Source organism: Xanthomonas maliensis (assembly GCF_009192945.1).
GTDB classification, from domain to species: domain Bacteria; phylum Pseudomonadota; class Gammaproteobacteria; order Xanthomonadales; family Xanthomonadaceae; genus Xanthomonas; species Xanthomonas maliensis.
In genome coordinates this window covers 1-24,568 of sequence record NZ_NSET01000026.1, presented here as the reverse complement: position 1 = coordinate 24,568, position 24,568 = coordinate 1, and the positions used below count along the sequence as shown (strand labels likewise).

At 66.3% G+C, this 24,568-nt stretch carries 26 protein-coding genes and 1 pseudogene; 16 read left to right on the top strand and 11 right to left on the bottom strand.

Translation table 11 applies throughout. The features are described 5' to 3' along the window. Positions 1-23: 23 nt before the first annotated feature. The 9 genes from CKY51_RS09085 to CKY51_RS09045 all read right to left on the bottom strand — a co-directional run bounded on the left by CKY51_RS09085 (position 24) and on the right by CKY51_RS09045 (position 9,719). On the bottom strand, positions 24-455 hold the full coding sequence (locus CKY51_RS09085) for a Na+/H+ antiporter subunit G (protein ID WP_022973601.1): 432 nt from the start codon (positions 453-455) through the stop codon (positions 24-26). Continuing rightward, positions 452-736: a K+/H+ antiporter subunit F gene (locus CKY51_RS09080; RefSeq protein ID WP_022973602.1), complete on the bottom strand. Its 285-nt coding sequence runs from the start codon at positions 734-736 to the stop codon at positions 452-454. Before CKY51_RS09080 ends, CKY51_RS09085 begins: the two co-directional genes overlap by 4 nt. After that, on the bottom strand, positions 733-1,239 hold the full coding sequence (locus CKY51_RS09075; RefSeq protein ID WP_022973603.1) for a Na+/H+ antiporter subunit E: 507 nt from the start codon (positions 1,237-1,239) through the stop codon (positions 733-735). Before CKY51_RS09075 ends, CKY51_RS09080 begins: the two co-directional genes overlap by 4 nt. Continuing rightward, positions 1,236-2,774 (bottom strand): monovalent cation/H+ antiporter subunit D, encoded by a 1,539-nt coding sequence (locus tag CKY51_RS09070; protein WP_022973604.1) that lies wholly within the window; start codon positions 2,772-2,774, stop codon positions 1,236-1,238. The genes CKY51_RS09075 and CKY51_RS09070 overlap by 4 nt, the downstream gene beginning before the upstream one ends. Next, a complete protein-coding gene (locus CKY51_RS09065) occupies positions 2,771-3,157 on the bottom strand; it encodes a Na+/H+ antiporter subunit C (RefSeq protein WP_022973605.1) in 387 nt (128 codons plus the stop codon). Before CKY51_RS09065 ends, CKY51_RS09070 begins: the two co-directional genes overlap by 4 nt. Continuing rightward, positions 3,157-5,985: a monovalent cation/H+ antiporter subunit A gene (locus tag CKY51_RS09060; protein WP_022973606.1), complete on the bottom strand. Its 2,829-nt coding sequence runs from the start codon at positions 5,983-5,985 to the stop codon at positions 3,157-3,159. Before CKY51_RS09060 ends, CKY51_RS09065 begins: the two co-directional genes overlap by 1 nt. Before the next feature lie 220 nt (positions 5,986-6,205). After that, a complete protein-coding gene (locus CKY51_RS09055; RefSeq protein WP_022973607.1) occupies positions 6,206-6,691 on the bottom strand; it encodes an Mpo1 family 2-hydroxy fatty acid dioxygenase in 486 nt (161 codons plus the stop codon). 95 nt (positions 6,692-6,786) lie between these two features. Continuing rightward, positions 6,787-8,382, bottom strand: coding sequence for a M4 family metallopeptidase (locus CKY51_RS09050; protein WP_022973608.1), 1,596 nt, complete (start codon positions 8,380-8,382; stop codon positions 6,787-6,789). 410 nt (positions 8,383-8,792) lie between these two features. After that, on the bottom strand, positions 8,793-9,719 hold the full coding sequence (locus CKY51_RS09045) for a phosphoribosylaminoimidazolesuccinocarboxamide synthase (protein WP_022973609.1): 927 nt from the start codon (positions 9,717-9,719) through the stop codon (positions 8,793-8,795). Positions 9,720-9,939: 220 nt separating this feature from the next. On the opposite strand from CKY51_RS09045, the gene CKY51_RS09040 reads away from it, so the two are divergent. The 12 genes and pseudogenes from CKY51_RS09040 (at position 9,940) to CKY51_RS08990 (ending at position 20,195) form a co-directional block, all read left to right on the top strand. Further along, entirely contained in the window at positions 9,940-10,269 is a 330-nt protein-coding gene (locus tag CKY51_RS09040; RefSeq protein ID WP_022973610.1) for a J domain-containing protein, read from the top strand. Between the two features lie 163 nt (positions 10,270-10,432). After that, positions 10,433-11,134 carry a ribulose-phosphate 3-epimerase gene (gene rpe, locus CKY51_RS09035; protein WP_031340438.1) on the top strand — a complete coding sequence of 234 codons (702 nt, stop codon included), beginning with the start codon at positions 10,433-10,435 and terminating at the stop codon, positions 11,132-11,134. After that, positions 11,131-11,628, top strand: a complete 498-nt coding sequence (locus tag CKY51_RS09030) for a GNAT family N-acetyltransferase (RefSeq protein WP_022973612.1) — start codon at positions 11,131-11,133, stop codon at positions 11,626-11,628. The genes rpe and CKY51_RS09030 overlap by 4 nt, the downstream gene beginning before the upstream one ends. A gap of 235 nt (positions 11,629-11,863) precedes the next feature. After that, entirely contained in the window at positions 11,864-12,799 is a 936-nt protein-coding gene (gene yegS / locus CKY51_RS09025; protein ID WP_022973613.1) for a lipid kinase YegS, read from the top strand. 412 nt (positions 12,800-13,211) lie between these two features. Continuing rightward, positions 13,212-14,687, top strand: coding sequence for an anthranilate synthase component I (gene trpE / locus CKY51_RS09020; RefSeq protein WP_022973615.1), 1,476 nt, complete (start codon positions 13,212-13,214; stop codon positions 14,685-14,687). After that, positions 14,687-15,763, top strand: coding sequence for a threonine aldolase family protein (locus tag CKY51_RS09015; protein WP_031340440.1), 1,077 nt, complete (start codon positions 14,687-14,689; stop codon positions 15,761-15,763). The genes trpE and CKY51_RS09015 overlap by 1 nt, the downstream gene beginning before the upstream one ends. 96 nt (positions 15,764-15,859) lie before the next feature. Next, positions 15,860-15,984: pseudogene (locus tag CKY51_RS22950) on the top strand (SIMPL domain-containing protein); the annotation flags it as partial. 13 nt (positions 15,985-15,997) lie between these two features. Continuing rightward, positions 15,998-16,582, top strand: coding sequence for an anthranilate synthase component II (locus tag CKY51_RS09010; protein ID WP_022973618.1), 585 nt, complete (start codon positions 15,998-16,000; stop codon positions 16,580-16,582). 211 nt (positions 16,583-16,793) lie between these two features. Next, on the top strand, positions 16,794-17,423 hold the full coding sequence (locus tag CKY51_RS09005) for a flavin reductase family protein (protein ID WP_022973619.1): 630 nt from the start codon (positions 16,794-16,796) through the stop codon (positions 17,421-17,423). A 75-nt stretch (positions 17,424-17,498) separates the two neighbouring features. Further along, entirely contained in the window at positions 17,499-18,557 is a 1,059-nt protein-coding gene (trpD, locus tag CKY51_RS09000) for an anthranilate phosphoribosyltransferase (RefSeq protein WP_022973620.1), read from the top strand. Between the two features lie 131 nt (positions 18,558-18,688). Further along, complete coding sequence (gene trpC / locus CKY51_RS08995) at positions 18,689-19,486, top strand: indole-3-glycerol phosphate synthase TrpC (RefSeq protein WP_022973621.1); 798 nt, start codon at positions 18,689-18,691, stop codon at positions 19,484-19,486. Continuing rightward, on the top strand, positions 19,479-20,195 hold the full coding sequence (locus tag CKY51_RS08990; protein WP_022973622.1) for a haloacid dehalogenase-like hydrolase: 717 nt from the start codon (positions 19,479-19,481) through the stop codon (positions 20,193-20,195). The genes trpC and CKY51_RS08990 overlap by 8 nt, the downstream gene beginning before the upstream one ends. Before the next feature lie 180 nt (positions 20,196-20,375). Here the strand turns inward: CKY51_RS08990 and crp are convergent, their stop codons facing one another. Continuing rightward, the gene (crp, locus tag CKY51_RS08985; protein ID WP_152249131.1) at positions 20,376-21,068 is read right to left on the bottom strand and encodes a cAMP-activated global transcriptional regulator CRP; all 693 of its coding nucleotides are present in this window, start codon (positions 21,066-21,068) and stop codon (positions 20,376-20,378) included. 137 nt (positions 21,069-21,205) lie between these two features. Between crp and speD the strand changes: the two genes are divergently transcribed. Next, positions 21,206-22,000, top strand: coding sequence for an adenosylmethionine decarboxylase (speD, locus tag CKY51_RS08980; RefSeq protein ID WP_152249130.1), 795 nt, complete (start codon positions 21,206-21,208; stop codon positions 21,998-22,000). A 135-nt stretch (positions 22,001-22,135) separates the two neighbouring features. Continuing rightward, positions 22,136-22,453 carry a DMT family transporter gene (locus CKY51_RS08975; RefSeq protein WP_031340443.1) on the top strand — a complete coding sequence of 106 codons (318 nt, stop codon included), beginning with the start codon at positions 22,136-22,138 and terminating at the stop codon, positions 22,451-22,453. A gap of 40 nt (positions 22,454-22,493) precedes the next feature. On the opposite strand, the gene coq7 is transcribed toward CKY51_RS08975, so the two are convergent. After that, the gene (gene coq7, locus CKY51_RS08970; protein ID WP_022973625.1) at positions 22,494-23,147 is read right to left on the bottom strand and encodes a 2-polyprenyl-3-methyl-6-methoxy-1,4-benzoquinone monooxygenase; all 654 of its coding nucleotides are present in this window, start codon (positions 23,145-23,147) and stop codon (positions 22,494-22,496) included. Between the two features lie 183 nt (positions 23,148-23,330). Between coq7 and rplM the strand changes: the two genes are divergently transcribed. Next, positions 23,331-23,759 carry a 50S ribosomal protein L13 gene (rplM, locus tag CKY51_RS08965; protein ID WP_152249129.1) on the top strand — a complete coding sequence of 143 codons (429 nt, stop codon included), beginning with the start codon at positions 23,331-23,333 and terminating at the stop codon, positions 23,757-23,759. 2 nt (positions 23,760-23,761) lie between these two features. After that, entirely contained in the window at positions 23,762-24,154 is a 393-nt protein-coding gene (gene rpsI / locus CKY51_RS08960) for a 30S ribosomal protein S9 (protein WP_022973628.1), read from the top strand. Positions 24,155-24,568 lie beyond the last annotated feature (414 nt).

Here is a 24,568-nt window from a genome sequence, read left to right as displayed (position 1 = left end):
GTCGTGCCAGGCCGATGCGCGCGTCAGTCCTGCTTCGGACCCTGCTCGCCGCGATCGGCGTGATGCGAGGTGTCGGTGTGCGCGTTCTCGCCGACATCGCCGCGCACCGGTGGCAAGCCTTCGGCATCCATCTCGCCATGGTTGGGCACTTCCGGCCGGTCTTCCATCATCAGCGACAACGCCGCCTTGGCCATCAGGTGCGCGCTGATCGGCGCGGTGATGAACAGGAATACGGTGATCAGCAGTTCGCGCGGCTGCGGGTCCACACCCAGGAACAGGTGATAGCCCACCGAGGCCAGCAACACGCAGCCCACGCCCAAGGTGCTGGCCTTGGTCGGCGCATGCAGCCGCTTGAAGAAGTCCGACAGCTTCACCAGCCCGAACGCGCCGACCAGGATGAAGAACGTGCCCACCATCAGCAGGGCGCTCAACAGGTATTCGGTCAGCGCGATCATTCGACGATGTCCCGGCGCAGCACGTATTTGCTCAGGACCACGGTGCTGCCGAAGCCCAGCATCGCCAGCACCAGCGCGGCCTCGAAGTAGATCGGCGAATCCAGGTGCATGCCCAGCAGCATCAGCTCGGCGATGGCCGTGACCGAGAGCGTATCCAGCGCGAGAATGCGATCGGGCACGCTCGGGCCACGCAGCAGGCGCCATAGCGCCAACAGCATGGCCAAGCCCACTGCATGCATGCAGATCACGATGGTCGATTCGATGAACATGTGGCCGGTCATGGAAAGATCTCCATCAGGGGCTTTTCGTAACGGGTCTTGATCTCGGCGATCAGCGTGTCCGGATCGTCCAGGTGCAACACGTGCACCAGCAAGTACTTGCGGTCGTCCGAGAGCGCCGCCGAGACCGTGCCCGGGGTGAGCGTGATCATGCTGGTCAGCGCGGCGATGCCATGGATATTGGCGATGTCCAGCGGGACCCAGATGAAGCCAGGATGGATGCGCGCCTCCGGACCGAGCACTTGCATAGCCACCTTGATATTGGAGCGGACGATGTCGTACGCGGCCACCAACGCCATGCGCGGCACCGAACGCAGCGATCCGATGCGGGCGAACTCGCGATCCAGGCGAGCGGCGAAGATCGGCACCACCCAACCCAACAGCGCGCCGAGCAGCCACTGCGGCACTCCGAAGCTGTCGCTCAGCAACAGCCAGAACACGAAGACGGTGACGCTCAACGGCGGCGACGGGAACAGCCGACGGCGCAGCGGGCGGGGCGCGTTCATGGCTGCCTCCGTTGCGGAGTCGTCGCGCGGACCTGTTCCAGATATGCCTCTGGCGCGCGCAGCTGCGCACCGGTCGCCTGGGTGTAGCGCATCAGCGGGTCGGCGGCCACCGTCATCGTCATCAGCGCGCCCAGCAGCAGGACGGTCGCGGCGGTTTCCACCGGCCGCATGCGTGCGCGTCGCGGCGGCAACCGCTCGGGGCTGTCCTCCATGGCGGAGGGCACCCGCCAGAACAGGCGCACGCCGGCGCGGGTGAGACCGATCACCACCAGCAGGCTGCTGCCCAGCACCGCCGTCCAGACCGGGCCGGTCACCGCTGCCGGCACGTGCTGCAGCAATGCGGCCTTGGCCAGGAAGCCGGACAGCGGCGGCAGCCCTGCCACCGCAATGGCGGCGATCAGGAACATGCTGCCGGGCACGGCACGGCCGGGCAGCGGCGCGACGACTTCCTTGCGGTCGCCAGCCGGGCCGCGCCGGCGACGGATCAGGTCGGCGATCATGAACAGCGCCGCTGCCACGAAGCTGCTGTGCGGCAGGTAATACAGGCCGGCACCCAATGCACCGGCATCGTCCAGCGCGAAGGCGATGAACAAGGTGGCCGCCGAGAACACCACCAGGTAGGACACCATCACCCGCAGCCGCGACGCCGCCATCACCCCGAACGCGGCCAGCAGCAAGGTGCCCAGGCCCAGCCACAGCAAGGCGTGGCGGCCGAAGCCCTGCAAAGCGCCGACCCCGAACCATAGCGACGACACCCGCAACACCGCGTACAGGCCCACCTTGGTCATGATCGCGAACAGCGCCGCCACCGCCGCCGGTGCACGCGAGTAGGTCTCCGGCAGCCACAGGTATAGCGGCAGCAACGCCGCCTTGCTGCAGAACACCAGCAGTAGCAGTCCCAGCGTCGCCTTCGCCAATGCGGTGTCCTGCGCCGGCAGCGTCGCGATGCGTTGGCCCAGCTCGGCCATGTTGAGCGTGCCGAACAGCCCGAACAGCAGCCCCAGCGCCACCAGGAACAGCGTCGAGGCGCAGACGTTGAACACCACGTAATGCAGGCCAACGCGCATCTGCAAGCCGCGGCCGCCGCTGAGCAGCAAGCCATACGAGGCGATCAGCATCACCTCGAAGAACACGAACAGGTTGAAAATGTCGCCGGTGAGGAAGGCGCCGTTGAGGCCCATCAACTGGAACTGGAACAAGGCATGGAAGTGCGGCGCGCGCCGGTCCCAGCCGGCACAGGCGTGCAGCAGGCAGGCGCTGCCCAGCACCAGCGTGGTCATCAGCATCCATGCCGATAGCCGATCGCCCATCAAGACGATGCCGATGCGCGCCGGCCAGTCGCCGAGCAGATAGACGCCGACCGTGCCCTGCAGCGCCTGCATCCAGGCCGCGATCACCGCAGCCGCCAGCAGTGCCATGCTGGTCCAGGCGACGGCGCGCTGCACGCGTGGTCCATAGCGGCGGTGTTCGACGAACAGCGAGCCGGCTGCGCCCAGCATCGGGATCAGGATGGGCAACATCAGCAGGTGGTTCATCGCGGCACCTGTGCATTCGCATCGCCACCGGCGTCGGCGTGCATCGGCGGTTCGTGCGCATCGACGTGGTCGCTGTGGTTGTCGCTGCGGCTGCGAATCGCCAGCACCAGGCTCACCGCGGTCATCGCGAAGGCGATCACGATCGCGGTGAGCACCAATGCCTGCGGTAGCGGATCGGTGTGATGGGCAAGATCGGCAGGCACGCCATCGCGCAGGATGGGCGGCTGGCCGCTACGCAGGCGCCCTCCGGCGAAGATCAGCAGGTTGGTCGCGTACGACAGGAACGTCATGCCCAGGATCACATCGAAGCTGCGTGCGCGCAGCAGCAGGTAGACCGCCAGGGCGGTCAGCACGCCGATCGCGCTTGCCAGTGCCAGTTCCATCAATGTTGCTCCGCGGTTCGGGTCGAGCGCTGGGTCGGATCGATCTCGCCGCGCTGCGAGCTGCGGGTGCGCGAGGGCTTGATCGTGCCCAGCATCGACAGCATCAGCATTGCCGCGCCGAACACCACCAGGTAGACGCCGGTATCGAAGCCCAGTGCGCTGGCCAGTTCGAGTTCGCCCAACAACGGCAAGGACAGCGCCAGGTGTCCGCTGCTGAGGAACGGCATGCCGAACAGCAATGCGCCGGCGCCACTGAGCAGCGCACAGAGCAGCCCGACGCCGATCAGGCGGACGTAATCGAAGCCGAAGCGCGACTCCACCGAGTCGGCGCCCTGGATCACGTATTGCATCAGGAGCGGGACGGCCAGCACCAGGCCGGCGATGAAGCCGCCGCCAGGCGCGTTGTGACCGCGCAGGAACAGGAACAAGGACACCGTCAGGGTCAGCGGGAACATGATCTGCGCCAGGTCCGCCGGAACCGGGAGCTTGATCGGAGGGCCAGGCATGGTGCGTTCCGGCGCCATGCGCGAGCGCCGCAGCAAGGCATGCACCACCAGCCCGGCGATGGCGAACACCGTAAGCTCGCCGAAGGTGTCGAAGCCGCGGAAATCCACCAGGATCACATTGACGACATTGCGCCCGTAGGCGTCCGGCAGCGAGCGTTGCAGCAGTTCGCCGGCGATGGTGTTGCTGGGCTGGGTCATCACGGTATACACCAGCGCTGCCATCCCGGTGCCGGCGATCACCGCCAATACCGCATCGCGCGCCTTGCGCAGGCGACTGTGTTCGTCCGGCGAGCGCTCGGGCAGGTAGTTCATGGCCAGCAGCATCAGTACCAGCGTCACCATCTCCACCAGCAACTGCGTCAGCGCCAGGTCCGGTGCCGACAGGAACACGAAGGTCAGACTGACGGCCAGGCCGGTACCGCCGAGCACCAGCACCGCCAACAAACGCTGCCGGTACAGAAACAGGCTGCCCAGCGCGCAGGCGAGCATCAGCAACCACAGTGCCCAGCCCAGCAGCGGCATCGGTGCCGGGCTAGGCCATGGCGGCAGCTGGCCGCCGTGCAGGAACGGCCTTGCCGCCACCACGACTGCGCTGAGGATCAACAACATCAACATGCGCTGCAGGCTGTTGTTGCTGATCGCATCGGTGACACGGCTGGAGGCGGTGAACAAGGTCCGCAGCTTCCAGTTGAACAGGGTCTTGCCGGGCGAGCGGTTCTCGATCGCATACAGGTCCAGTGTGCGGCGCAGGGCGATGTACAACAGCACGCCTCCCATCATGCCGACGAGGCTCATCGCCAGTGGCAGGTTCCAGCCATGCCACAGCGCCAGGCTGTAGTCGGGCAGCTGCGCGCCGAGGATCGCGCCGGCGCCGGCACGCAGCACCGGCGCCACCGTCCAGGCCGGCACGATGCCCACCGCCAGGCAGGTCAGCACCAGCACTTCCACCGGCACCTTCATCCAGCGCGGCGGTTCGTGTGGCCTCCGATCCAGATCCAGCGGGCCTGGACCGAAGAAGGTGTCATGCACGAAACGCAGGCTGTAGGCCACGCCCAGCAGCCCGGCCAGCAGGGCGGCAATACCGGTCACCACACGCATCAGCTGCGGGGCCTCGGTCTCCAATGCCACCGCGAAGAACATTTCCTTGGACAGGAAGCCGTTGAGCAACGGAATGCCGGCCATCGCCAACGAGGCGGTGATGGCCAGCGCGCTGGTGATCGGCATCGCTTTGCGTAGGTTGCCCAGTTTGCGCATGTCGCGGGTGCCGGTCTCATGGTCGATGATGCCGGCGGCCATGAACAGCGACGCCTTGAAGACCGCATGATTAAGGATATGGAACACGCCGGCCACCACCGCCATCGGCGTCGACAGCCCGAACAGCATGGTGATCAGGCCCAGGTGGGAAATGGTCGAATACGCCAGCACGCCCTTGAGATCGTGCTGGAAGATGGCATACCAGGCGCCAAGCAGCAGGGTGATCGCGCCGATGCTGCTGACCGTGTAGAAGAACAGATCGGTGCCTGCCAGCGCCGGATGCAGGCGCGCCAGCAGAAAGACACCGGCCTTGACCATGGTGGCCGAATGCAGATACGCCGAGACCGGAGTCGGCGCGGCCATCGCATGCGGCAACCAGAAGTGGAACGGGAACTGCGCGCTCTTGGTAAAGATGCCCAGCAGTAGCAGGATCAGCGCATACGGATACAGCGGGCTGGCACGGATCACATCGCCTGCCGCCAGCACCGTGTCCAGCTGAAAACTGCCGACGATGCGGCCGATCAGCAGCACGCCGCCGAGCAGCGCCAGGCCACCGCCGGCGGTGAGGACCAGCGCCATGCGGGCGCCTTCGCGCGCATCCTGGCGATGCGACCAGAAGCCGATCAGCAGAAAGGAGCTGATGCTGGTCAGTTCCCAGAACACCACCAGCAGCAACAGGTTGCCCGACAACACCATGCCCAGCATTGCGCCCATGAACAGCAGCAGATAGGCGTAGAAGCGCGGCGCGCTGTCCCGCGCGCTCAGGTAATAGCGTGCATACATCACCACCAATGCGCCGATCACCAACACCAGCAGGGCGAACATCCACGCCAGCCCATCCAGCCGCAGCGAGAACAGCAGGCCGATCTGCGGCAGCCAGGCATGCGTGCTGGCGATCACCTTGCCGTCCAGCACCGCCGGTGTCAGCCACCCGAGCACACACAGGCTGCCCACTGGCGCGGCAGCGGCCAACCACGCGGTGAGCGAACGCGAAAGGCGCCAGCACAGCGCCACGGCCACCGCCATGACGAACGGCAGTGCCAGCAGGATTTCAAGCGAGAAAGGCATGCAGGGAACACGAGATTCGCGAGCAGGCCAAAGAGCTTAACAAACCGTTGACTGACGTCTGCGTCAACGTCGTCGCCCTCATGACGCCGACAACGCGAAGTCCGCGACGCGCAATCGCAGCGTGCTGGGTATGCTGCAAAGCGTCCCACCATGTTCGGCGCTCTGTGACCATCGCCGATCCCGCGCCCTCCGCCGTGCCGTCAGCGGTGCATCACACGCTCTAGTAGCGCCAGCCCAGATGCCGGTACAGCTTGGACAGCACCCAGGCCGGTCCGATCAACAGGTACACCAGGTCGGTGAGGAAGCTGGGCCTGCGGCCTTCGATCTTGTGGCCGACGAACTGGGCGATCCACGCCAGCACGAACACCGCCGCCGCTCCCTTCAGCAGGCCGCCCAGGCCCACCCGGCCTTCGATCAGTCGGCACAGACAGCCGAAGAAGAAGAACATCGCCAGCATGCCCAGGCCCAACGGCCGTGACAGCCGGTTGTAGTAGCTCCAGGCCGCGAACATCGCCAGCGCGGCCCAGACGCCGCTGCTGAACCAGCTGCCGGCGACCGGAATGCACCACAGCAGTGCCACCACCGACCATAGGATCGCCGGCACGGCCAGGACATGGATCTGCTGATTGGCCGGATGACGGTGATCGTCCGAATAGCTGGCGAAATAGCGCTCGATCGGGCGCGCAAGGGTCGTGCGTTCGGTCATGTTCCCTCCCAGGAATGACCCCAGCATACGCGTGCCGACGCGGATCGTGGCAATGCTCCCTGCCGTGCGGGTGGACGCGGCAGGGAGCGCCGACATTAGTTCACCGACACCGCGCTCCAGGCCGCAGCCACTGCGCGGTACTGGCTTGAACTGCCGCCGTACAGGTCGCTGGCCGCGCTCAGCGTGGCGCGGCGTGCGGCGGCATAGTTGCTGGAGGAGGTCATGTAGACGGTGAGCGCGCGGTACCAGATGCGGCTGGCCGCGTCGCGCCCGATCGCGGCGAGCGCCGTATTGCCGTTGCAGACCAGGCTGGCTGGCGTCAGCTTCCAGCTGCTGTCGGTGCCGAAGCCGCTCGGCACCACCGCGCCTTCGGCCAACAGATAGTAGAAATGATTGGCGACGCCGGAGCTGTAGTGCACGTTGAGCGAGCCGATGCCGCTGCCATAGCAGTCCGGCGAATCGCCATCCAGGCTGGGCTTGAACATGTAGCGCAGTGCCAGGGTGCCGCTGCTGTTGTTGGCGACCAACTTTTCGCCGATCAGATAATTGCCCGGCTCGGCGCTGTTGTTGGCGTAGTACTCCACCATGGTCCCCATGATGTCGGAGGTCGCTTCGTTCAAACCACCGGACTCGCCCGAATACACCAGTCGCGCAGTGCGGCTGGTGACGCCATGGGTCATCTCGTGCCCGGCCACGTCGACTGCGACCAGCGGAGTGAAGGTGCTGCCGTCGCCATCGCCGAAGGTCATGCAGAAGCAGCTGTCCGACCAGAACGCGTTGTTGTAACGGTTGCCGTAGTGCACGCGACTGCGTGCGCCCTTGCCGTCGTTGGCAATGCCGGTGCGGGCGTGGGTGCTTCGGTAGTAGTCCCAGGTCAATGACACGCCATAGTGCGCATCCACGGCCACCGTCGCCGCATCGCTGCTGGCGCCGTTGCCCCAGGCATTGTCCGCATCGGTGAGCAAGCTGCCGTTGCCGGAGGTGGCATTGCTCATCGTGTAGGTTGCGCCACCGCCGCGGCTCAGATCGGTGAGCTCGTAGCCGTTGCTGCAGCGGGTGGTGGACAGCGTCACGGTGCCGGCGTACAGCGAACGACCGCTGCCAGTCGCACTGGTTCCGCCACTGCAGGCGGTATGGACCGTGTCCCACGATTCGAGAATGCGCTGGTCCAGTGCATCGACGACATAATGCATTTCGGTCGGCGTCTGATCCGGCGCGATGCCGCTGTAGATCACTTCGTAGACCAAGCGTGGCGTTCCCTGGCGCGCATACAGCGCCAGGCTGGCACGCGGCGGCGCATCCTGCGTCGCGCTGAAGCGCGCGCCGGCGACCCGTAGCGCGGTGTCGGCATCGATCGCCGGTCGTGTGCTCGGACGCAGGTTGCTGTCCAGGGTTTGACTCAGTTGACGCATGACGCCGCGTTGCGAGTGCACCACCACATCGCCGCCGATCACCGGCAAGCCTTGGTAGCTGCGATCAAAACGCACATGCTCGGTGCCATCGGCATCGATGATGCGGTCCCGCGCGATGAAGCTGTCGGCCGGCGCGCGGCCGACCAGTGCAGCGGCGCTACCGCCAAGCAGGGCTTGCGCGCGCGCGACCGCGGCATCGGTCGACAGGTCCGCCGCGGAGGCGGCAACAGGCAGGCACAGCGCGCAGCAGATCGCCGCGCCCAGAACGTGGAATTGCATGACGACTCTCTCCCAGAACGTGCAATGCAAAGACCGGCGGCGAGTTCGTGCGGCCGATCGCGGATGGCAGCAAGTGCCGCCACACACGCTTGCACATTCGAAGAGGGCTCAACAGTAAAAATTTCAGCCGTGTTGCATTTTGTGCGCTCGGCCTGCTTGCAATGTGGAGCGCATCGCAGACAGCGGTCTGTGCTTGTCGCCGGGCGCGCGCAGCGCCGCACCTAGTCGTTGCGAGTGCGGCATTCGGTCGAATGTCCGTGCGGCCGCATCCGATGGCCATGCCAGCCTGCGTCGACGCAGGCCGGCAAGATATTGCAGCCGCTGCCGCGACAGACGGGGTGCGCGGTACACCTCGCGCAGCGCCGGTTGCCGGCTGGATCGCCCGCGCCGACAGCGCGCGGGCGTTGTCGTCAGGCCACGTGCAGATCGGCCAGCCGCTGCAGCGCTTCGGCGTACTTGGCGCGGGTGCGGTCGATCACGTCCTGCGGCAGCGCCGGGCCTGGCGCCGTCTTGCCCCAGTCCAGCGTTTCCAGGTAGTCGCGCACGAACTGCTTGTCGTAGCTCGGCGGACTGCTGCCCACTTCGTACTGGTCGGCCGGCCAGTAGCGCGAGGAATCCGGGGTCAGCATCTCGTCCATGATGTACAGCCGGCCATCGGCATCGGTGCCGAACTCGAACTTGGTGTCGGCCAGCAAGATGCCGCGCTCGGCGGCGTAATCGGCAGCGAAGCGGTAGATGCGCAAGGTCGCATCGCGCACGCGCTCGGCCAGTTCGGCACCCACCGTCTTGACCATGGCGTCGAAGTCGATGTTCTCGTCGTGGTCGCCGACCGCGGCCTTGGTCGAAGGCGTGAAGATCGGTTCGGGCAGTTTTTCGGCCTGGCGCAGCCCGTCGGGCAACTCGATGCCGCTGACCTTGCCGGTGCGCTGGTAGTCCTTCCAACCGCTGCCGATCAAGTAGCCGCGGGCGATGGCTTCCACCGGCACCGGCTTGAGCTTGCGGGTGACGACCGCGCGCTTGGCATACAGCGCAGCGTCCACGCCCTCGGGCAGCACTGCCGCAACGTCGATGCCGGTGAGGTGGTTGGGCATCAGGTGTTCGGTCTTGTGGAACCAGAAGTTGGAGACCTGGCACAGCATCTCGCCCTTGCCGGGGATCGGGTCCGGCAAGACCACATCGAAGGCGGACAGGCGATCGGTCGCCACCATCAGCAGGTAATCGCCGGCCGGGGCATCGGCAGGCAGGCGCTCGCGGGGGATGTCGAAAACATCGCGGACCTTGCCTCGATGACGCAACGGCAGGCCGGGCAGATCGGATTGCAACAGCGTGGTCGACACAGGCACTCCTCAGGACGTCGCAAGACGCTGTCCCCGGGACCCGGCGGGCCCGCGGATGAACAGCGGGCCGCGTAGTGTACGGCGCTTCGGGGCGCCGCGCTGGATTTGTCGACAGCCCTGGACGAGGGGCGGCACGACCGGCGGTCCGGGCCGTCGCGCCAGGCAGGGCGGGGCTTCGGGTAAGATCGCCAACCCGCCCACCGGTCCGTCGATCGCCCCCATGTCCTGGTACGGAAAACTGCTCGGTGCATTGGCCGGCGCGCTGCTGTTCCGCGGGGCCCCGCTGGTGGGCGTGGCGATCGGCCTGGCGATCGGCCATGCGGTGGATGCCGGGTGGTTCAAGCGTCGCGAGGACGACCCCTACCAGGCGCTCGGCCTGGAACCGGACGCCACCAATGCCGAGATCGACCTGGCCTATCGCCGGCTGATGTCGCGCTACCACCCCGACAAGGTGGCCAATGCCGAGCCCGAGGCGCGACGCCAGGCCGAGCGCAAGGCCAGCCAGATCAACGCCGCCTACGACCGGATCCAGCGGCTGCGCAAGCGCTGACGGCGGCGCAGGCGCAGCGGACCTTGCTGCCCCCGAACAAGACACGACCGTCGCGACCTGCGATGCCCTGGCGGCTGCCACGGCCAATCCGGCGAGGGTGCCGCGCCTGCACGTCGAGGCCGCCGACGCAACCAGCTTTCCTCGCTGGGCCACCGTTGCGACAATGCGCGTCCTGCATTTCTTCGAGCTGCCCATGCAACCGACGGCGATCGCCCCGTCCATCCTCTCCGCCGACTTCGCCCGCCTCGGCGAGGAAGTGGACAACGTCCTCAAGGCCGGTGCCGACTGGGTGCACTTCGACGTGATGGACAACCACTATGTCCCCAATCTCACCATCGGGCCCATGGTGTGTCAGGCACTGCGCAAGCACGGCGTCACCGCGCCGATCGACGTGCATCTGATGGTCGAGCCCGTGGACCGGATCGTGCCGGATTTCGCCGAGGCCGGCGCCACCACCATCAGCTTTCATCCCGAAGCCAGCCGCCACGTCCACCGCACCATCCAGCTGATCAAATCGCATGGGTGCCAGGCCGGGCTGGTGCTCAATCCGGCCACGCCGGTGGATATCCTCGACTGGGTGCTGCCGGAGCTGGATCTGGTGCTGGTGATGTCGGTCAATCCCGGCTTCGGCGGCCAGGCCTTCATTCCCTCGGCGCTGGACAAGCTGCGTGCGATCCGCGCACGCATCGACGCCCAGGACAAGCCGATCCGGCTGGAGATCGATGGTGGCGTCAAGGCCGATAACATCGGCCAGATCGCTGCTGCCGGTGCCGACACCTTCGTCGCCGGCTCGGCGATCTTCAATGCGCCCGACTACGCGGCGGTGATTGCGCAGATGCGTGCGGCCGTGGATGCGGTGCGGTGAGCGACGCCAGCTCCGCGCTGCGGATCCGCAGTGCAACGCCTGACGATGCGACGCTGTTGCATGAGCTGGTGACCGCGCTGGCGGTCTACGAACGCGAGCCGGACGCCGTCCTCGCCAGCCCGGAGGATCTGCGCGCCAGCCTGTTCGGCGACGGTGCCACCGCGCATGCGGTGATCTGCGAGCAGGACGGCCAGGCGGTGGGCTTTGCGGTGTATTTCTTCAATTATTCGACTTGGCTGGGCCGCAACGGCCTGTACCTGGAAGACTTGTTCGTGCGCCCACAGGCACGCGGGCAGGGCGCCGGGTTGGCGCTGCTGCGCCATCTGGCCCGGCTGGCGGTGCAGCGCGGTTGCGGACGCTTCGAGTGGTCGGTGCTGGACTGGAACCAGCCGGCAATCGACTTCTATACCGCAGTAGGCGCTCGTCCGATGGACGAATGGACGGTCTACCGGCTGGATGGCGACCGTCTGGCCGCGTTCGCTGCGAGCGGTTGAGCGCACCCACCGTGCGCGGCGGGTAGCTCGCTGCGCAATGAAGAAGGCCGCCCACTGGGCGGCCTTCTGGAAAATTGGAGGCTGATCCTGCCTCCGCCCGTCGTCCCTGCTATGGCCTTCCATGTTCCGGGTGTTCGGTGACATCGCCATGACAGCGCGGCTGCGCCCATTCACGACCTCCCCATTGCGCCATTGCTAGCCTGCCAGCCTTCTCACCTCCGCAGCGGCGGCGCGCATGGTTCTGGCCCATTGGCGACTGATCCTCAACGGCAAGTCCACCGACAACGAGGATCTGCGCGAGGCGGTCGCGACGTTGCGTGCGCGCGGGGTCCGGATCGACGTGCGGGTGACGTGGGAAGCGGGCGATGCCGAGCGCTACGTCGCTGAGGCCTTGGCCGACGGCGTGCAGACGGTCGTGGCCGCTGGCGGCGACGGCACGCTCAGCGAGGTCGCCGCCGCGCTGGCGCATCAACCCGACGCTGCCGACGTCTTGCCGAGCCTTGGGTTGCTGCCGCTCGGCACCGCCAACGATTTCGCCACCGCGGCCGCGGTGCCGGTCGCGCCGCTGGAGGCCTTGCAACTGATTCTCGAACGGCCCGCACAGCCGGTCGATCTGCTGCGGATCGACACCGCGCACGGTGCGCACTGGTGCGCGAATGTCGCCAGCGGCGGTTTCGGCACCCAGGTGACCGTCGAGACCGACGAGGGCCTGAAGAAGATGCTGGGCGGATTGGCCTATCTGATCACCGGCATGTCGCGGCTGGGACGCATCGACCCGATCCGCGCCCGTTTCAGCGGCCCGGACTTCGACTGGGACGGCGACTTCATTGCGCTGGGGCTGGGCAACGGACGTCAGGCCGGTGGCGGCCAGGCGCTGTGCCCGGAAGCGTTGATCGACGATGGCCTGCTCGATCTCACCATCGTGCCCGCGCTCACCGGCGAGGTGGCCGCCACCCTCGGCACCCTGGTGACCGGCGGCAAGCAGGCGGCCCTGGAGCGGGTCGCCATTCGCCGCCGATTGCCCTGGCTGGAGATCGCCAGCGAGCAATCGCTGACGCTGAATCTGGATGGCGAGCCCGAGGCCGCGCAGCGCTTCCGTATCGACTGCGTGCCGGCTCGGCTGCGCATGCATCTGCCGCTCGGCTGCCCACTCTGTCAGGCGGTGGGCTGAGCCGTGACGACGACGGCGTATTGCGGTCAGCGAGTCCCCTGCGCCAGCGCGGGCGCTGAGCGCGCCGCCGCGACCGCCTTCTGCTCGGTCTGCCTGGATGCGCCGGCGCCGCGCGCAAGGCCGGCCAGCAGCGGGCCATCCATGGCGATCCGCCCAGTGACGCCGGCGGCCGTCTGGCAGGGCGTCCACTGGGCTAGGCCAGCTGAGGCCCGCCAAGCGAAGCGGCCGGCAGGCGGGCGAAGACCGGGTCCGGCCGCCGCGGCTGCGGCTGTGCTCGTGCCGCAGTTGCGCTACAGTAGCCGCGTGTCCCGCCTGACGACCCCGCGCTCCTTCTCTTCCGCTCGCCGCTGGTGGCGATGGTGGCCTGTTGCCGTCGTCCGCCCCGTCACAGAGTCCCGGAAGGAAAGTCGTCTTGATCACTGCAGAGCAGTTCCAGCGCCAGGCCGCTGAAGGCCATACCCGCATCCCCGTCGTCCGGCAGGTGCTGTCCGATCTGGACACCCCGCTCTCGGTCTACCTCAAGCTCGCCGACGGTCCCTACACCTACCTGTTCGAATCGGTCGAGGGCGGCGAACGCTTCGGTCGCTACTCCATCATCGGCCTGCCGGCGCGGCGTGTTTACAGCTTTCGCGGCCAGACGCTGGAGGTGAGCGAGCATGGCGAAGTGGTGCAGACGCGCCAGGTCGCCGACCCGCTGGCGGAAGTCGAGGCGCTGCGCGCCGAACATTCGGTACCGCAACTCGACGGCCTGCCCGGCTTCACCGGTGGATTGGTGGGCTGGTTCGGCTTTGAATGCATCCAGTACATCGAGCCGCGCCTCGGCAGCGGCGACAAGCCCGATGAACTGGGCACGCCCGACATCCTGCTGATGCTGTCCGAAGAACTGGCGGTGTTCGACAACCTCAAGGGACGCTTGTACCTGATCGTGCATGCCGACCCGCGCCTTCCGCAGGCCTATGCGCGCGCCAACCGTCGGCTGGACGAGCTGGCGCATCGCTTGCGTCAGGGCGGCGCCGGTTATCCGCAGGCGCAGATCTCCGATGCGATCGACGAGGTCGATTTCCGCTCCTCGTTTACCCGCGAGGAATACCACGCGGTGGTGCGGACGGCGCAGGACTATGTGCGCGCCGGCGACATCTTCCAGGTGGTGCCGTCGCAGCGGCTGCGCGTGCCGTTCCGCGCCCGCCCGGTCGATGTGTATCGCGCGTTGCGGGCCTTGAACCCATCGCCGTACATGTATTTCCTCGATGTCGGCGGCACCCAGGTGGTGGGCTCCTCGCCGGAGATCCTGGCGCGGCTGCGCGATGGCGTGGTGACTGTGCGGCCGATCGCCGGCACCCGGCCGCGCGGCGCCACCCCCGAACAGGATCAGGCGCTGGAAGCCGAACTGCTGGCCGACCCCAAGGAGCGTGCCGAGCACGTGATGCTGATCGATCTGGGCCGCAACGATGTCGGCCGCGTCGCCGAGCCGGGCACCGTCCAGGTCGGCGAGCAATTCGTGATCGAACGCTACAGCCACGTCATGCATATCGTCAGCGAGGTGACCGGCACGCTCAAGGCGGGCCTCAGCTACAGCGACGTGCTGCGGGCGACCTTTCCGGCCGGTACCGTCAGTGGCGCACCGAAGATTCGCGCGCTGGAAATCATCCGTGAGCTGGAGCCGGTCAAACGCAACGTCTACTCCGGTGCGGTCGGCTACATCGGCTGGCATGGCGATGCCGATACCGCCATCGCGATCCGCACGGCGGTCATCCAGGACGGCTATCTCTATGTGCAGGCCGGCGGCGGCGTGGTCTACGACTCCGACCCGGACCTGGAGTGGCAGGAAACGATGAACAAGGGACGCGCGCTGTTTCGCGCCGTGTCCCAGGCGGCCAAGGGGCTGTGATGGACGGGCAGGGCAGTCCTATGCGCATCAGCTTTCGCAACGACTACAGCGAAGGTGCGCATCCGCGCGTGCTGCAGGCCATCGCGCAGGCCAGTGCAGAGCAAAGTGCCGGCTATGGCACCGACCAGCACACTGCACGCGCGACCGCATTGATCCGCGATGCGGTCGCGCAGCCACAGGCGGAGGTGCACCTGCTGGTCGGTGGCACCCAGACCAATCTGATTGCGATCAGCGCGTTCCTGCGTCCGCATCAGGCGGTGATCGCGGTGGAAGCGGCGCATATCGCCACCCATGAAACCGGCGCCATCGAGGCCACCGGCCACAAGGTGCTCACGATCGCCGCGCCGCACGACAAACTGACGCCGGCGCTGATCCAGCCGGTACTCGCCGTGCACGATAACGAGCACATGGTGCAGCCGCGGTTGGTCTATCTCTCCAACAGCACCGAAAGCGGCACCATCTATACGCACGCCGAGCTCGACGCGTTGTCGCGCTTTTGTCGCGCGCACGATCTGCTGCTGTACCTGGACGGCGCCCGCCTGGGCGCTGCCCTGACAGCCGACGGCAACGACCTGGATCTGCCGACCATCGCCGCACTGACCGATGCGTTCTATATCGGCGGGACCAAGAATGGCGCGTTGCTCGGCGAAGCGCTGGTCATCGTCAATCCGGCGCTGCAGGCCGATTTGCGCTATCTGATCAAGCAGCGGGGCGCACTGTTGGCCAAGGGAATGGTGCTCGGTGCGCAATTCGCAGCCTTGTTCGAAGACGGGCTGTTCTTCACGCTGGCGGCGCATGCCAATGCGATGGCGCAGCGTTTGCGTACCGGCCTGCTTGCGGCAGGCGCGCAGCTCAGCAGCGACTCGCCGACCAACCAGCAGTTCGTCGCCTTCAGCGCAGCCCAGGTGGAGCAGCTGTCCCAGCGCTACGACTTCGAACGCTGGGAAACCCGCGCCGATGACCAGCGGGTGATCCGCTTCGTGACCTCGTGGGCGACCACCACCGACGCCGTCGATCGTCTCTGCGCCGATATCGCCGCACTTCTGCAATCTCCTGCGTCCCAGGACCATCGCTAACCAGCAAGGACGATACCGATGCGCCGATTCGCCAGTTGCATGCTCGCCATGGCGCTAGTGCTGTCCACCGTGGCCGCAGCGCAGATCAATACCCTGCCATCGCCGTCGGCACCGCCGTCGCGGCCCGCACCAGCCGGTGGTGTCAAGGCGGTCGGCGAAAGCCTGCCGACCGGCACCATCACCTACACCGAAACATCTATGCGGTCTTGCTGATCGCACAACGAGTCCTCTCCCATGCTGCTGATGCTCGACAACTACGACAGCTTTACCTACAACCTCGTGCAGTACCTGCAGGCGCTGGGGGCCGAGGTGACGGTGGTGCGCAACGACGCGATGAGCGTGGCGCAGATCGCCGCGCTCAAGCCTGAGCGCATCGTGATCTCGCCGGGGCCGTGCACGCCGAACGAGGCCGGCATTTCGCTGCAGCTGATCGAGCAGCTCGGACCGAGTACTCCCATCCTGGGCGTGTGCCTGGGCCACCAGAGCATCGGCCAGGTGTATGGCGGCGACGTGATTCGCGCCGGCAACATCATGCATGGCAAGACCTCGCCGATTCGCCACCAGGGCAAGGGCGTGTTCGCCGGGCTGCCAGATGGCTACGAGGCCACGCGCTATCACTCGCTGGTGGTGGACAAGACCACGCTGCCGGACGCGCTGGAAGTCACCGCGTGGACCGAGAACCCGGACGGTTCGGTGGAAGAGATCATGGGTCTGCGCCATCGCCAGTATCCGGTCGAGGGCGTGCAGTTCCATCCCGAGTCGATCCTGACCCAGCATGGGCATGCCTTGCTGAAGAACTTCCTGGAGCGCGCGGCGTGAGCGCGTCGGGGGCGGTGTTTGCGCCGATGTCGGCGATGTGCGCCGGCCTGCAGCTGCTGGACAGACGCGCAATGCCAGCTGGGCCTCTGGCAGACGCCTATGGTCGGCAGGCGCAGCGTGCAGGCATCCGCCGCGAGCTGGCCCGCATGTCGCGGCGGCCGGTACGGGTACGGCGGGCGACAGTGGTGATGCCGGCGGCTGGGCGGCGTCCATGAACTGGTCCGACACCGCCTTCCACTTCTACGAACCAGCGCAGGGCCACGGCCTGCCGCACGATCCCTTCAATGCCATCGTCGGGCCGCGCCCGATCGGTTGGATCGGCTCGCGCAATACCGATGGCATCGCCAACCTGGCGCCGTACAGCTTCTTCAATGCGTTCAATTACGTGCCGCCGATCGTCGGCTTTGCCAGCACCGGTTGGAAGGACAGCGTGCGCAATATCGAAGCGACTGGCCAGTTCACCTGGAACCTGGCGACGCGCCCGCTGGCCGAGGCGATGAACGCCAGTGCGGCGATCGTACCGCCGGAGGTGGATGAGTTCGTGCTGGCCGGCGTGCGTGCCGCGCCGTCGCGGTTGATCGATGCACCGCGCGTCGCCGCCAGCCCGGTCAGTTTCGAGTGCCGGCTGAGCCAGTTGCTGCGACTGCAGCGTGCCGATGGGCAGCAGGTCGATACCTGGCTGGTGCTGGGCGAAGTGGTCGGCGTGCATTTGGCGCACGTTGCGTTGCAGGACGGCATCTACGATCCAGCGCGGGTGCAGACCATCCTGCGCGCTGGCGGCCCGGCCGATTACTTCGAGGTGCAGGAGCAGGCCCGCTTCCGCATGCAGCGCCCGCGCTGACCGCAGCCTTCGCCGGCATGTAGCCGCGTCGGTGCCAGCCCCTCGTCCTTCCTTTCACATCTTTCTGGTTGTCCCATGCCGATCACGCCTCAAGAAGCCCTGCAGCGCACCATCGAACATCGCGAAATCTTCCATGACGAGATGGTCGATCTGATGCGACAGGTCATGCGTGGCGATGTCTCCGATGCGATGGTCGCGGCCATCCTGACCGGCCTGCGGGTCAAGAAGGAGACCGTCGGCGAGATCGCCGGTGCAGCGACGGTGATGCGCGAGTTCTCGCGTCGCGTCGAAGTCGCCGATCGTCGTCACATGGTCGACATCGTCGGCACCGGTGGTGATGGTTCGCATACCTTCAACATCTCCACCTGCGCAATGTTCGTGGCCGCTGCTGCCGGCGCCAAGGTCGCCAAGCACGGCAATCGCAGTGTGTCGTCCAAGTCCGGCAGCGCCGATGTGCTGGAAGCGTTGGGGGCGGCGATCGACCTGCAGCCCGACCAGGTCGCCGCCTCGCTGGAGCGCGCGGGAATCGGCTTCATGTTCGCGCCGGTGCACCATCCGGCGATGAAGGTGGTGGCGCCAGTGCGTCGCGAGATGGGCGTGCGCACCATTTTCAATATCCTCGGTCCGCTGACCAATCCGGCTGGCGCGCCAAACATCCTGATGGGCGTGTTCCACCCCGATCTGGTCGGCATCCAGGCGCGTGTGCTGCAGGAGCTGGGCGCCGAGCGCGCGCTGGTGGTGTGGGGTCGCGACGGCATGGACGAGCTATCGCTCGGCGCCGGCACCCTGGTTGGCGAACTGCGCGATGGCCAGGTGCGCGAGTACGAAGTGCACCCGGAGGATTTCGGCATCGCGATGTCGGCCAGTCGCAACCTCAAGGTCGCCGATGCGGCTGAGTCGCGCGCGCTGCTGCTGCAGGTGCTCGATAACGTGGCTGGCCCGGCGCTGGATATCGTGGTGCTCAATGCGGGTGCGGCGCTGTACGTGGCCGGCGTGGCCACCGACATCGGTGCCGGCATCGGCCTGGCGCGTGCCGCGATTGCCGATGGCCGTGCGCGTGCCCGGCTGGAGGCCTATGTTGCCTGTACACAGCAGTTGGCGCAGGCGGCGCGGCGCGGCCCCGTCCCGGGCTAGTCGGCCTGCGGGCGCAGTCCGGCGTCGTTTGGCGCGCCGCGCAAGCCGCAAAACGGCGCAGGTCGGGCGCGCGTTCGCGGCACTATTCACTCTCTTGACCGATAATGCCGGTCTCTCAGGATCCCAACCGCATGAGCGACATCCTCAAGACCATTCTTGCCCGCAAGGCCGACGAAGTGGCCGAGCGCAGTGCGCGCGTGCCCTTGGCCGAGCTGGTCGCGCGCAGTGCCGACCTGCCTGCCACGCGTGGCTTCGCCGCGGCCCTGCAGGCCAGCATCGCCGCCGGCGAGCCGGCGGTGATCGCCGAGGTGAAGAAGGCCAGCCCCTCCAAGGGCGTGATCCGCCCGGACTTTCGCCCGGCCGATATCGCGGTCAGCTATGAATTCGGTGGCGCCAGCTGCCTGTCGGTGCTCACCGACGTGGACTTCTTCCAGGGCGCCGATGCCTATCTGCAACAGGCACGCGGCGCCTGCACCCTACCCGTGCTGCGCAAGGACTTCACCGTCGATCCCTACCAGGTCTACGAAGCGCGTGTGCTGGGTGCCGACTGCATCCTGCTGATCGTTTCGGCACTGGACGATGCCCAACTGGCGGACCTGTCGGGCCTGGCAATGCAGCTGGGACTGGACGTCCTGGTGGAAGTGCACGACATCGACGAGCTCGAGCGCGCGGTGCAGGTGCCGGTGCCGCTGGTGGGCATCAACAACCGCAATCTGCGCACCTTCCAGGTGTCACTGCAGACCACGCTGGACATGCGCGCGGCGGTACCGCGCGACCGTGTGCTGGTCACCGAAAGCGGCATCGTCACCGCCGACGACGTGCAACTGATGCGCCGCCACGGTGTGAACGCGTTCCTGGTCGGCGAGACCTTCATGCGCGCTCCCGAGCCCGGCGAGGCCTTGCGTCAGCTATTCTTCGCGCATGACTGAGTCGTATCCTGCACCGCGCGATGACGCTCCGCTGGTGGTCTTCGACTTCGACCACACGCTCTACGATGGCGACTCGGGCAGCCACTTGTTCGCCTGGCTGATCCGGCGCAATCCGTTGCGCCTGCTGGCAGCGGTGTTGGCATCGCCAATCCTCGGCCCGCTGGTGGCCATGCTGCCGACCCGTCGCCGTGGCATCTCCGGCTATGTCTGGATCGCCACCTTCGGTTTGCGCCGCGCGCGCGAGTTCAATCGGTTCATCGATGCCTACGTGCTGAGCCACGAGGCGCAGATCCGCCAGCGGCTGCTGCCGCACGCGTTGCAGGTGTTCAACGCGCACCGCGCCGCAGGCGATCGGGTCGTCGTGGCTACCGGTGCGCCGCCGGAGCTGGCGCGGGCCATTCTCGGCTTCGTCGCGCATCAGGACGTGCCGGTGATCGGGACCCTGGTCGGTCCACGGTTGGGTGCGGTCACAGCGCACCGGCACTGCCACAACGAAGAGAAGATGCGCATGTTGCGCGAGCGCGGCTATGGCGAGATCGCGGTGGCGTACTCCGACAGCACCGCCGATCTGCCTTTGCTCAAGGCCGCGCGCGTGCCGGTCGTGGTCAACCCCAAGGCCAATCGCGAGGCCTTGTTCCGGCAGGTACTGCCGGATGGCACACCGATCCTCAATTGGGGATGCCGCGATCGCGGCGGTCAAGCGGTCTAGTAGCGGCTGGCTGGGCTGCGCAGTAACGGCCTGCCTCTCGTGCTTTCGCTAAGGAGGCGCATTCGCGCTCTAAGCGACCGCGAGCGCCGGCGTTCTACGCTCGAACCCCATGAGGTGGGAGTTGCACTGACCAACGCGGTGCCAGGCGCGACCGGAGAACCGGCCGCGCCCGCAGCAGACTCAGCGCGTGCCGTAGAGCACGACGGTCTTGCCGCGTGCGTGCAACAGGCCATCGGCCTGCAGCTTCTTCAGCACACGCCCGGCCATTTCGCGCGAGCAGCCCACCAGTCGCGCCAGCTCCTGTCGGGAGACCCGCAGCTGGGTGCCCTGCGGGTGGCTCATCGCCTCCGGCTCCTTGGCCAGGTCATGCAGGGTGCGCACGATCCGGTCGGTCACGTCGAGGAAGGCCAATCGGCTGGCCTTGCGGGTCGTGTCGAGCAGCCGTTTGGAAAGCTGAATGCCGATCGCGTATAGCAACCGCGGAGCGTCGGTCGACAAGCTCGTCTGGAACAGCTGCTGCAGCCGCTCGTAGCTGATCTCGGCCAATTCGCACTGGGTGCGTGTGCGCAGGATCACCTCGCGCGTATCGGACTCGATGAACAGGCCCATTTCGCCAACGAACTCGCCGCTGCCGAAGTAGCCCAGCACCAACTCACGATCGTCATCTTCCTCAGCGATTATGCTGACCGAGCCGCTGATCACGTAATACAGCGTGCCAGCAGGGTCTCCCGGGCGGAACACATCGGTCCGGGTCGGATACCGCCGGCGATGGCTATGCGCCAGGAAGCGTTCGATGGCTCCGGCGTCCAGCGTCAGTGAAGAGGTGGCGCTACGTACCGTCGTGGTCACAACCGTCGTATTTCCTAGGCTCATGGCAGTTCCGCGTGTGATCCCCGAAGCTTAACGGCATGAGTCATGCAAGGTAAACCATTCTCACTGCCGGCATTTCGTTGATGAGAGCTTTGGCTCATAATTGACCCCTTTCCCGTCTTCCAGAAGGACCGACCGCCGTGGTCAAGCCGTTGCCTCGCCTGAGGCTACAGGGGTTCAACAACCTCACCAAGGCGTTGAGCTTCAACATCTACGACGTGTGCTATGCGCGTACCGAAGAAGAGCGTCAGCGCTACATCGAGTACATCGACGAGCAATACGACGCGGATCGCCTGACGCAGATCCTGACCGACGTTGCTGAGATCATCGGAGCGAACATCCTCAATATCGCCCGGCAGGACTACGACCCGCAAGGTGCTTCGGTGACGATCCTGATCTCCGAAGAGCCTGTGATCGACAAGAAGCAGGCGGGCAGGGAGCTGATCTCCGACGCGGTAGTTGCTCACATGGACAAGAGTCATATCACTGTCCACACATACCCGGAGACGCATCCGCAGGAAGGCATCGCGACCTTCCGCGCCGACATCGATGTGGCCACCTGTGGCGTGATTTCGCCGCTGAAGGCCCTGAACTACCTGATCGAGTCGCTGGAGTCGGACATCGTGATCATGGACTACCGCGTCCGTGGCTTCACGCGCGATGTGAAGGGCAAGAAGCACTTCATCGACCACAAGATCCATTCGATCCAGAACTTCCTGGCCAAGAACGTCAAGTCGCGCTACGAAATGTTCGACGTCAACGTTTACCAGGAAAACATCTTCCACACGAAGATGCACCTGAAGGACTTCGACCTGGACCAGTATTTGTTCGAGGAGAAGGCCAAGAACCTGTCGTTCAAGGAGCGGATGAAGATCGAGGCGTTGCTGCGCCGTGAGATCGAAGAGCTGTTCCACGGTCGCAATCTGGCCGAGTGAGTAAGGCGCCCTCGGGCGTGTGATGCATCCAGGCGGGACGGCCCGCCACGCGAGCGATCGCGTTCCATAGCCGACGGCGGCCCGGTGTGCAGACACCGGGCCGCTTTTTTTTTTGTTCTGAAAGAGGAGTGTGTGATGCCGTGGATCTATCTCGTGCTGGCCGGTCTGTTCGAGATCGGCTTCGCGTTGGGGCTGAAGTACAGCGATGGGTTCACGCGCTTGTGGCCCACCGTGGCGACCGTGGGCCTGGCGGGCGTCAGCCTGTGGTTCCTGACCCAGGCCCTGAAGACCATTCCGGTCGGCACCGGCTACGCCATTTGGACCGGTATCGGCGCCTTGGGGGTGACGGTGGCCGGGGTCGTGCTCTTTGGCGACAGTGCCTCGTGGCCACGCCTGCTGTGCATCGGGGTCATCGTTGCCGGCGTCATCGGCCTGAAGCTGACGACAGGCTGAGGATCGGCGCCTGGGTCGGCGATGGCGATCCCAGGCCCGGCTACAGCCGGTAGGCGACGGTCTTCATCAGTCTGGAGGCCAGTGCCATCGCGGTGGGAATCGGCGGCGGCAGGCGGCGCGCACCGGCCTGCTCGGCGTGATCGGCATGGCGCGCCTCGTCGATCTTCATCACCTGCAGGATGGCGCGGCTGCGTTGGTCCTCGGTCGGCAGGGTCTGTAGGTGCTCGTCCAGATGGGCTTCGACCTGGCGTTCGGTTTCTACCACGAAGCCCAGGCTCCAGTCGTCGCCACGTAGGCCAGCCAGTGCGCCGAGCGTATAGCTGCCGGCATACCACAGCGGGTTGAACAGGCTGGGGCGGCTGTCGAGCTCGCGCAGGCGGTCGGCGCACCAGGACAGGTGATCGGTCTCTTCCTGCGCCGCCGCCAGCAGGTGCTGGCGGGTCTGGTCATCGTGCGCCACCGCCGCCTGGCCGAAGTACAGGCCCTGGGCGCAGACCTCGCCGACGTGGTTGATGCGCATCAGGCCGGCGGCGTGCCGGCGCTGGTCCGGCGAAAGCGCGGAGTCGGGGGTGTCCGCGGCTGGATTACGGCGTTCGGCCGGCGGATTGCCGAAGACCGTGTCCAGGGCGCGCTGGGTTTCGACCAGCAGCCGATCGAGCGGGCCGTGCAGGCGGGCGGGGGGAGTCTGGCTCATGGGGCGATTCTCTCCCGCCGGGCCGGCACTGCCAACCGCGCCGCCCTCTGCAGCGCGCAACTTGCATGGCCTGGCGCGCTTGCGTACAATCCCGCCTCTTGTGTTCCACCTTCACAACGCGTGGCAAAGTTCCAGCGGCTTCGGTTGCTGCAATCAGCCCGACCACTTCAAAGAGTTTTCTCAATGACTACGTTCACCGCCAAGTCCGAGACCGTCCAGCGCGACTGGTATCTCGTCGACGCCGCCGGCAAGACGCTCGGCCGTCTGTCCACCGAACTGGCCCGCCGTCTGCGCGGCAAGCATAAGCCGGTTTATACCCCGCACGTCGATACCGGCGATTACCTGGTGGTGATCAATGCCGAGAAGATTGTCGTCACCGGCAACAAGCTCAAGGACAAGAAGTATCACCGCTTCACCGGCTACATCGGCAACCTGAAGACCGAGAGCCTGGAGCAGGCGCTGGAGCGCCACCCGGAGCGCGTGATCGAGATCGCCGTCAAGGGCATGCTGCCCAAGGGTCCGCTGGGTCGTGCGATGTACCGCAAGCTCAAGGTCTATTCCGGTGCGGAGCATCCGCACGCCGCTCAGCAGCCGCAGGTTCTGGATATCTAATCATGGCGATTTCGCAAAACTACGGCACTGGCCGCCGCAAGTCCTCCACTGCTCGCGTGTTCCTGCGCAAGGGCACTGGCAATATCTCCGTCAATGGTCGTCCGCTGGACGAGTTCTTCGGTCGCGAGACTGCGCGCATGATCGTGCGTCAGCCGCTGGAGCTGACCAAGAACACCGAGAGCTTCGACATCATGGTCACCGCTTCGGGCGGCGGCACCACCGGTCAGGCCGGTGCGATCCGCCTGGGCATCGCCCGTGCGCTGGTCGAGTACGACGAAACCCTGAAGTCCGACCTGCGCAAGGCTGGCTTCATGACCCGCGACGCCCGCGAAGTCGAGCGTAAGAAGGTCGGTCTGCACAAGGCCCGTCGCGCCACCCAGTTCTCCAAGCGCTGATCCATCGCGCCTGGCGTGGGCTCCTTCGGGAGCCCGCTGGGACCAAGCAAAAGCCCGGCTTCGGCCGGGCTTTTGTCGTTTTGGGGCTCAGCTCCGGCCCCGTGCTGGCCCGTACTCGATCTGGATGGCGGAGCTGGGGTGGGGGTTGCCGCATTGGATCGCCCGCGATCTCATCACTCAACGCGCTGTCGGCATCCGGCAGGCTCGGCGGGCGATCGCGGTCCGCCCGTAGTTCGAGGCGTCACTGCGTCAGTTCTGCACCAACTGCCCGCTGAAAAGCCCGCCTTGGAGTCCAGGGGCGCGCGCGGACGGCGCGGGTATGAAGGGTGGAGGGGTTGGGCCCACGCCTTGCGCAGCCAGGTGTGGGACGTAGGCGCATAGCGCTGGCGCGAACCGCAGCCAAACACACAAAAA

Coding starts and splice junctions, on each gene's coding strand:
- trpC (WP_022973621.1), top strand. CDS start 18,689: ATGAGCGACATCCTCAAGACCATTCTTGCCCGCAAGGCCGACGAAGTG.
- CKY51_RS09015 (WP_031340440.1), top strand. CDS start 14,687: ATGGACGGGCAGGGCAGTCCTATGCGCATCAGCTTTCGCAACGACTAC.
- rplM (WP_152249129.1), top strand. CDS start 23,331: ATGACTACGTTCACCGCCAAGTCCGAGACCGTCCAGCGCGACTGGTAT.
- coq7 (WP_022973625.1), bottom strand. CDS start 23,147: ATGAGCCAGACTCCCCCCGCCCGCCTGCACGGCCCGCTCGATCGGCTG.
- CKY51_RS09040 (WP_022973610.1), top strand. CDS start 9,940: ATGTCCTGGTACGGAAAACTGCTCGGTGCATTGGCCGGCGCGCTGCTG.
- CKY51_RS09075 (WP_022973603.1), bottom strand. CDS start 1,239: ATGAACGCGCCCCGCCCGCTGCGCCGTCGGCTGTTCCCGTCGCCGCCG.
- CKY51_RS09060 (WP_022973606.1), bottom strand. CDS start 5,985: ATGCCTTTCTCGCTTGAAATCCTGCTGGCACTGCCGTTCGTCATGGCG.
- yegS (WP_022973613.1), top strand. CDS start 11,864: ATGGTTCTGGCCCATTGGCGACTGATCCTCAACGGCAAGTCCACCGAC.
- CKY51_RS09055 (WP_022973607.1), bottom strand. CDS start 6,691: ATGACCGAACGCACGACCCTTGCGCGCCCGATCGAGCGCTATTTCGCC.
- rpsI (WP_022973628.1), top strand. CDS start 23,762: ATGGCGATTTCGCAAAACTACGGCACTGGCCGCCGCAAGTCCTCCACT.
- trpD (WP_022973620.1), top strand. CDS start 17,499: ATGCCGATCACGCCTCAAGAAGCCCTGCAGCGCACCATCGAACATCGC.
- crp (WP_152249131.1), bottom strand. CDS start 21,068: ATGAGCCTAGGAAATACGACGGTTGTGACCACGACGGTACGTAGCGCC.
- CKY51_RS08975 (WP_031340443.1), top strand. CDS start 22,136: ATGCCGTGGATCTATCTCGTGCTGGCCGGTCTGTTCGAGATCGGCTTC.
- CKY51_RS09050 (WP_022973608.1), bottom strand. CDS start 8,382: ATGCAATTCCACGTTCTGGGCGCGGCGATCTGCTGCGCGCTGTGCCTG.
- CKY51_RS09010 (WP_022973618.1), top strand. CDS start 15,998: ATGCTGCTGATGCTCGACAACTACGACAGCTTTACCTACAACCTCGTG.
- CKY51_RS09065 (WP_022973605.1), bottom strand. CDS start 3,157: ATGGAACTGGCACTGGCAAGCGCGATCGGCGTGCTGACCGCCCTGGCG.
- CKY51_RS09085 (WP_022973601.1), bottom strand. CDS start 455: ATGATCGCGCTGACCGAATACCTGTTGAGCGCCCTGCTGATGGTGGGC.
- CKY51_RS09080 (WP_022973602.1), bottom strand. CDS start 736: ATGACCGGCCACATGTTCATCGAATCGACCATCGTGATCTGCATGCAT.
- CKY51_RS09005 (WP_022973619.1), top strand. CDS start 16,794: ATGAACTGGTCCGACACCGCCTTCCACTTCTACGAACCAGCGCAGGGC.
- rpe (WP_031340438.1), top strand. CDS start 10,433: ATGCGCGTCCTGCATTTCTTCGAGCTGCCCATGCAACCGACGGCGATC.
- CKY51_RS09070 (WP_022973604.1), bottom strand. CDS start 2,774: ATGAACCACCTGCTGATGTTGCCCATCCTGATCCCGATGCTGGGCGCA.
- CKY51_RS08990 (WP_022973622.1), top strand. CDS start 19,479: ATGACTGAGTCGTATCCTGCACCGCGCGATGACGCTCCGCTGGTGGTC.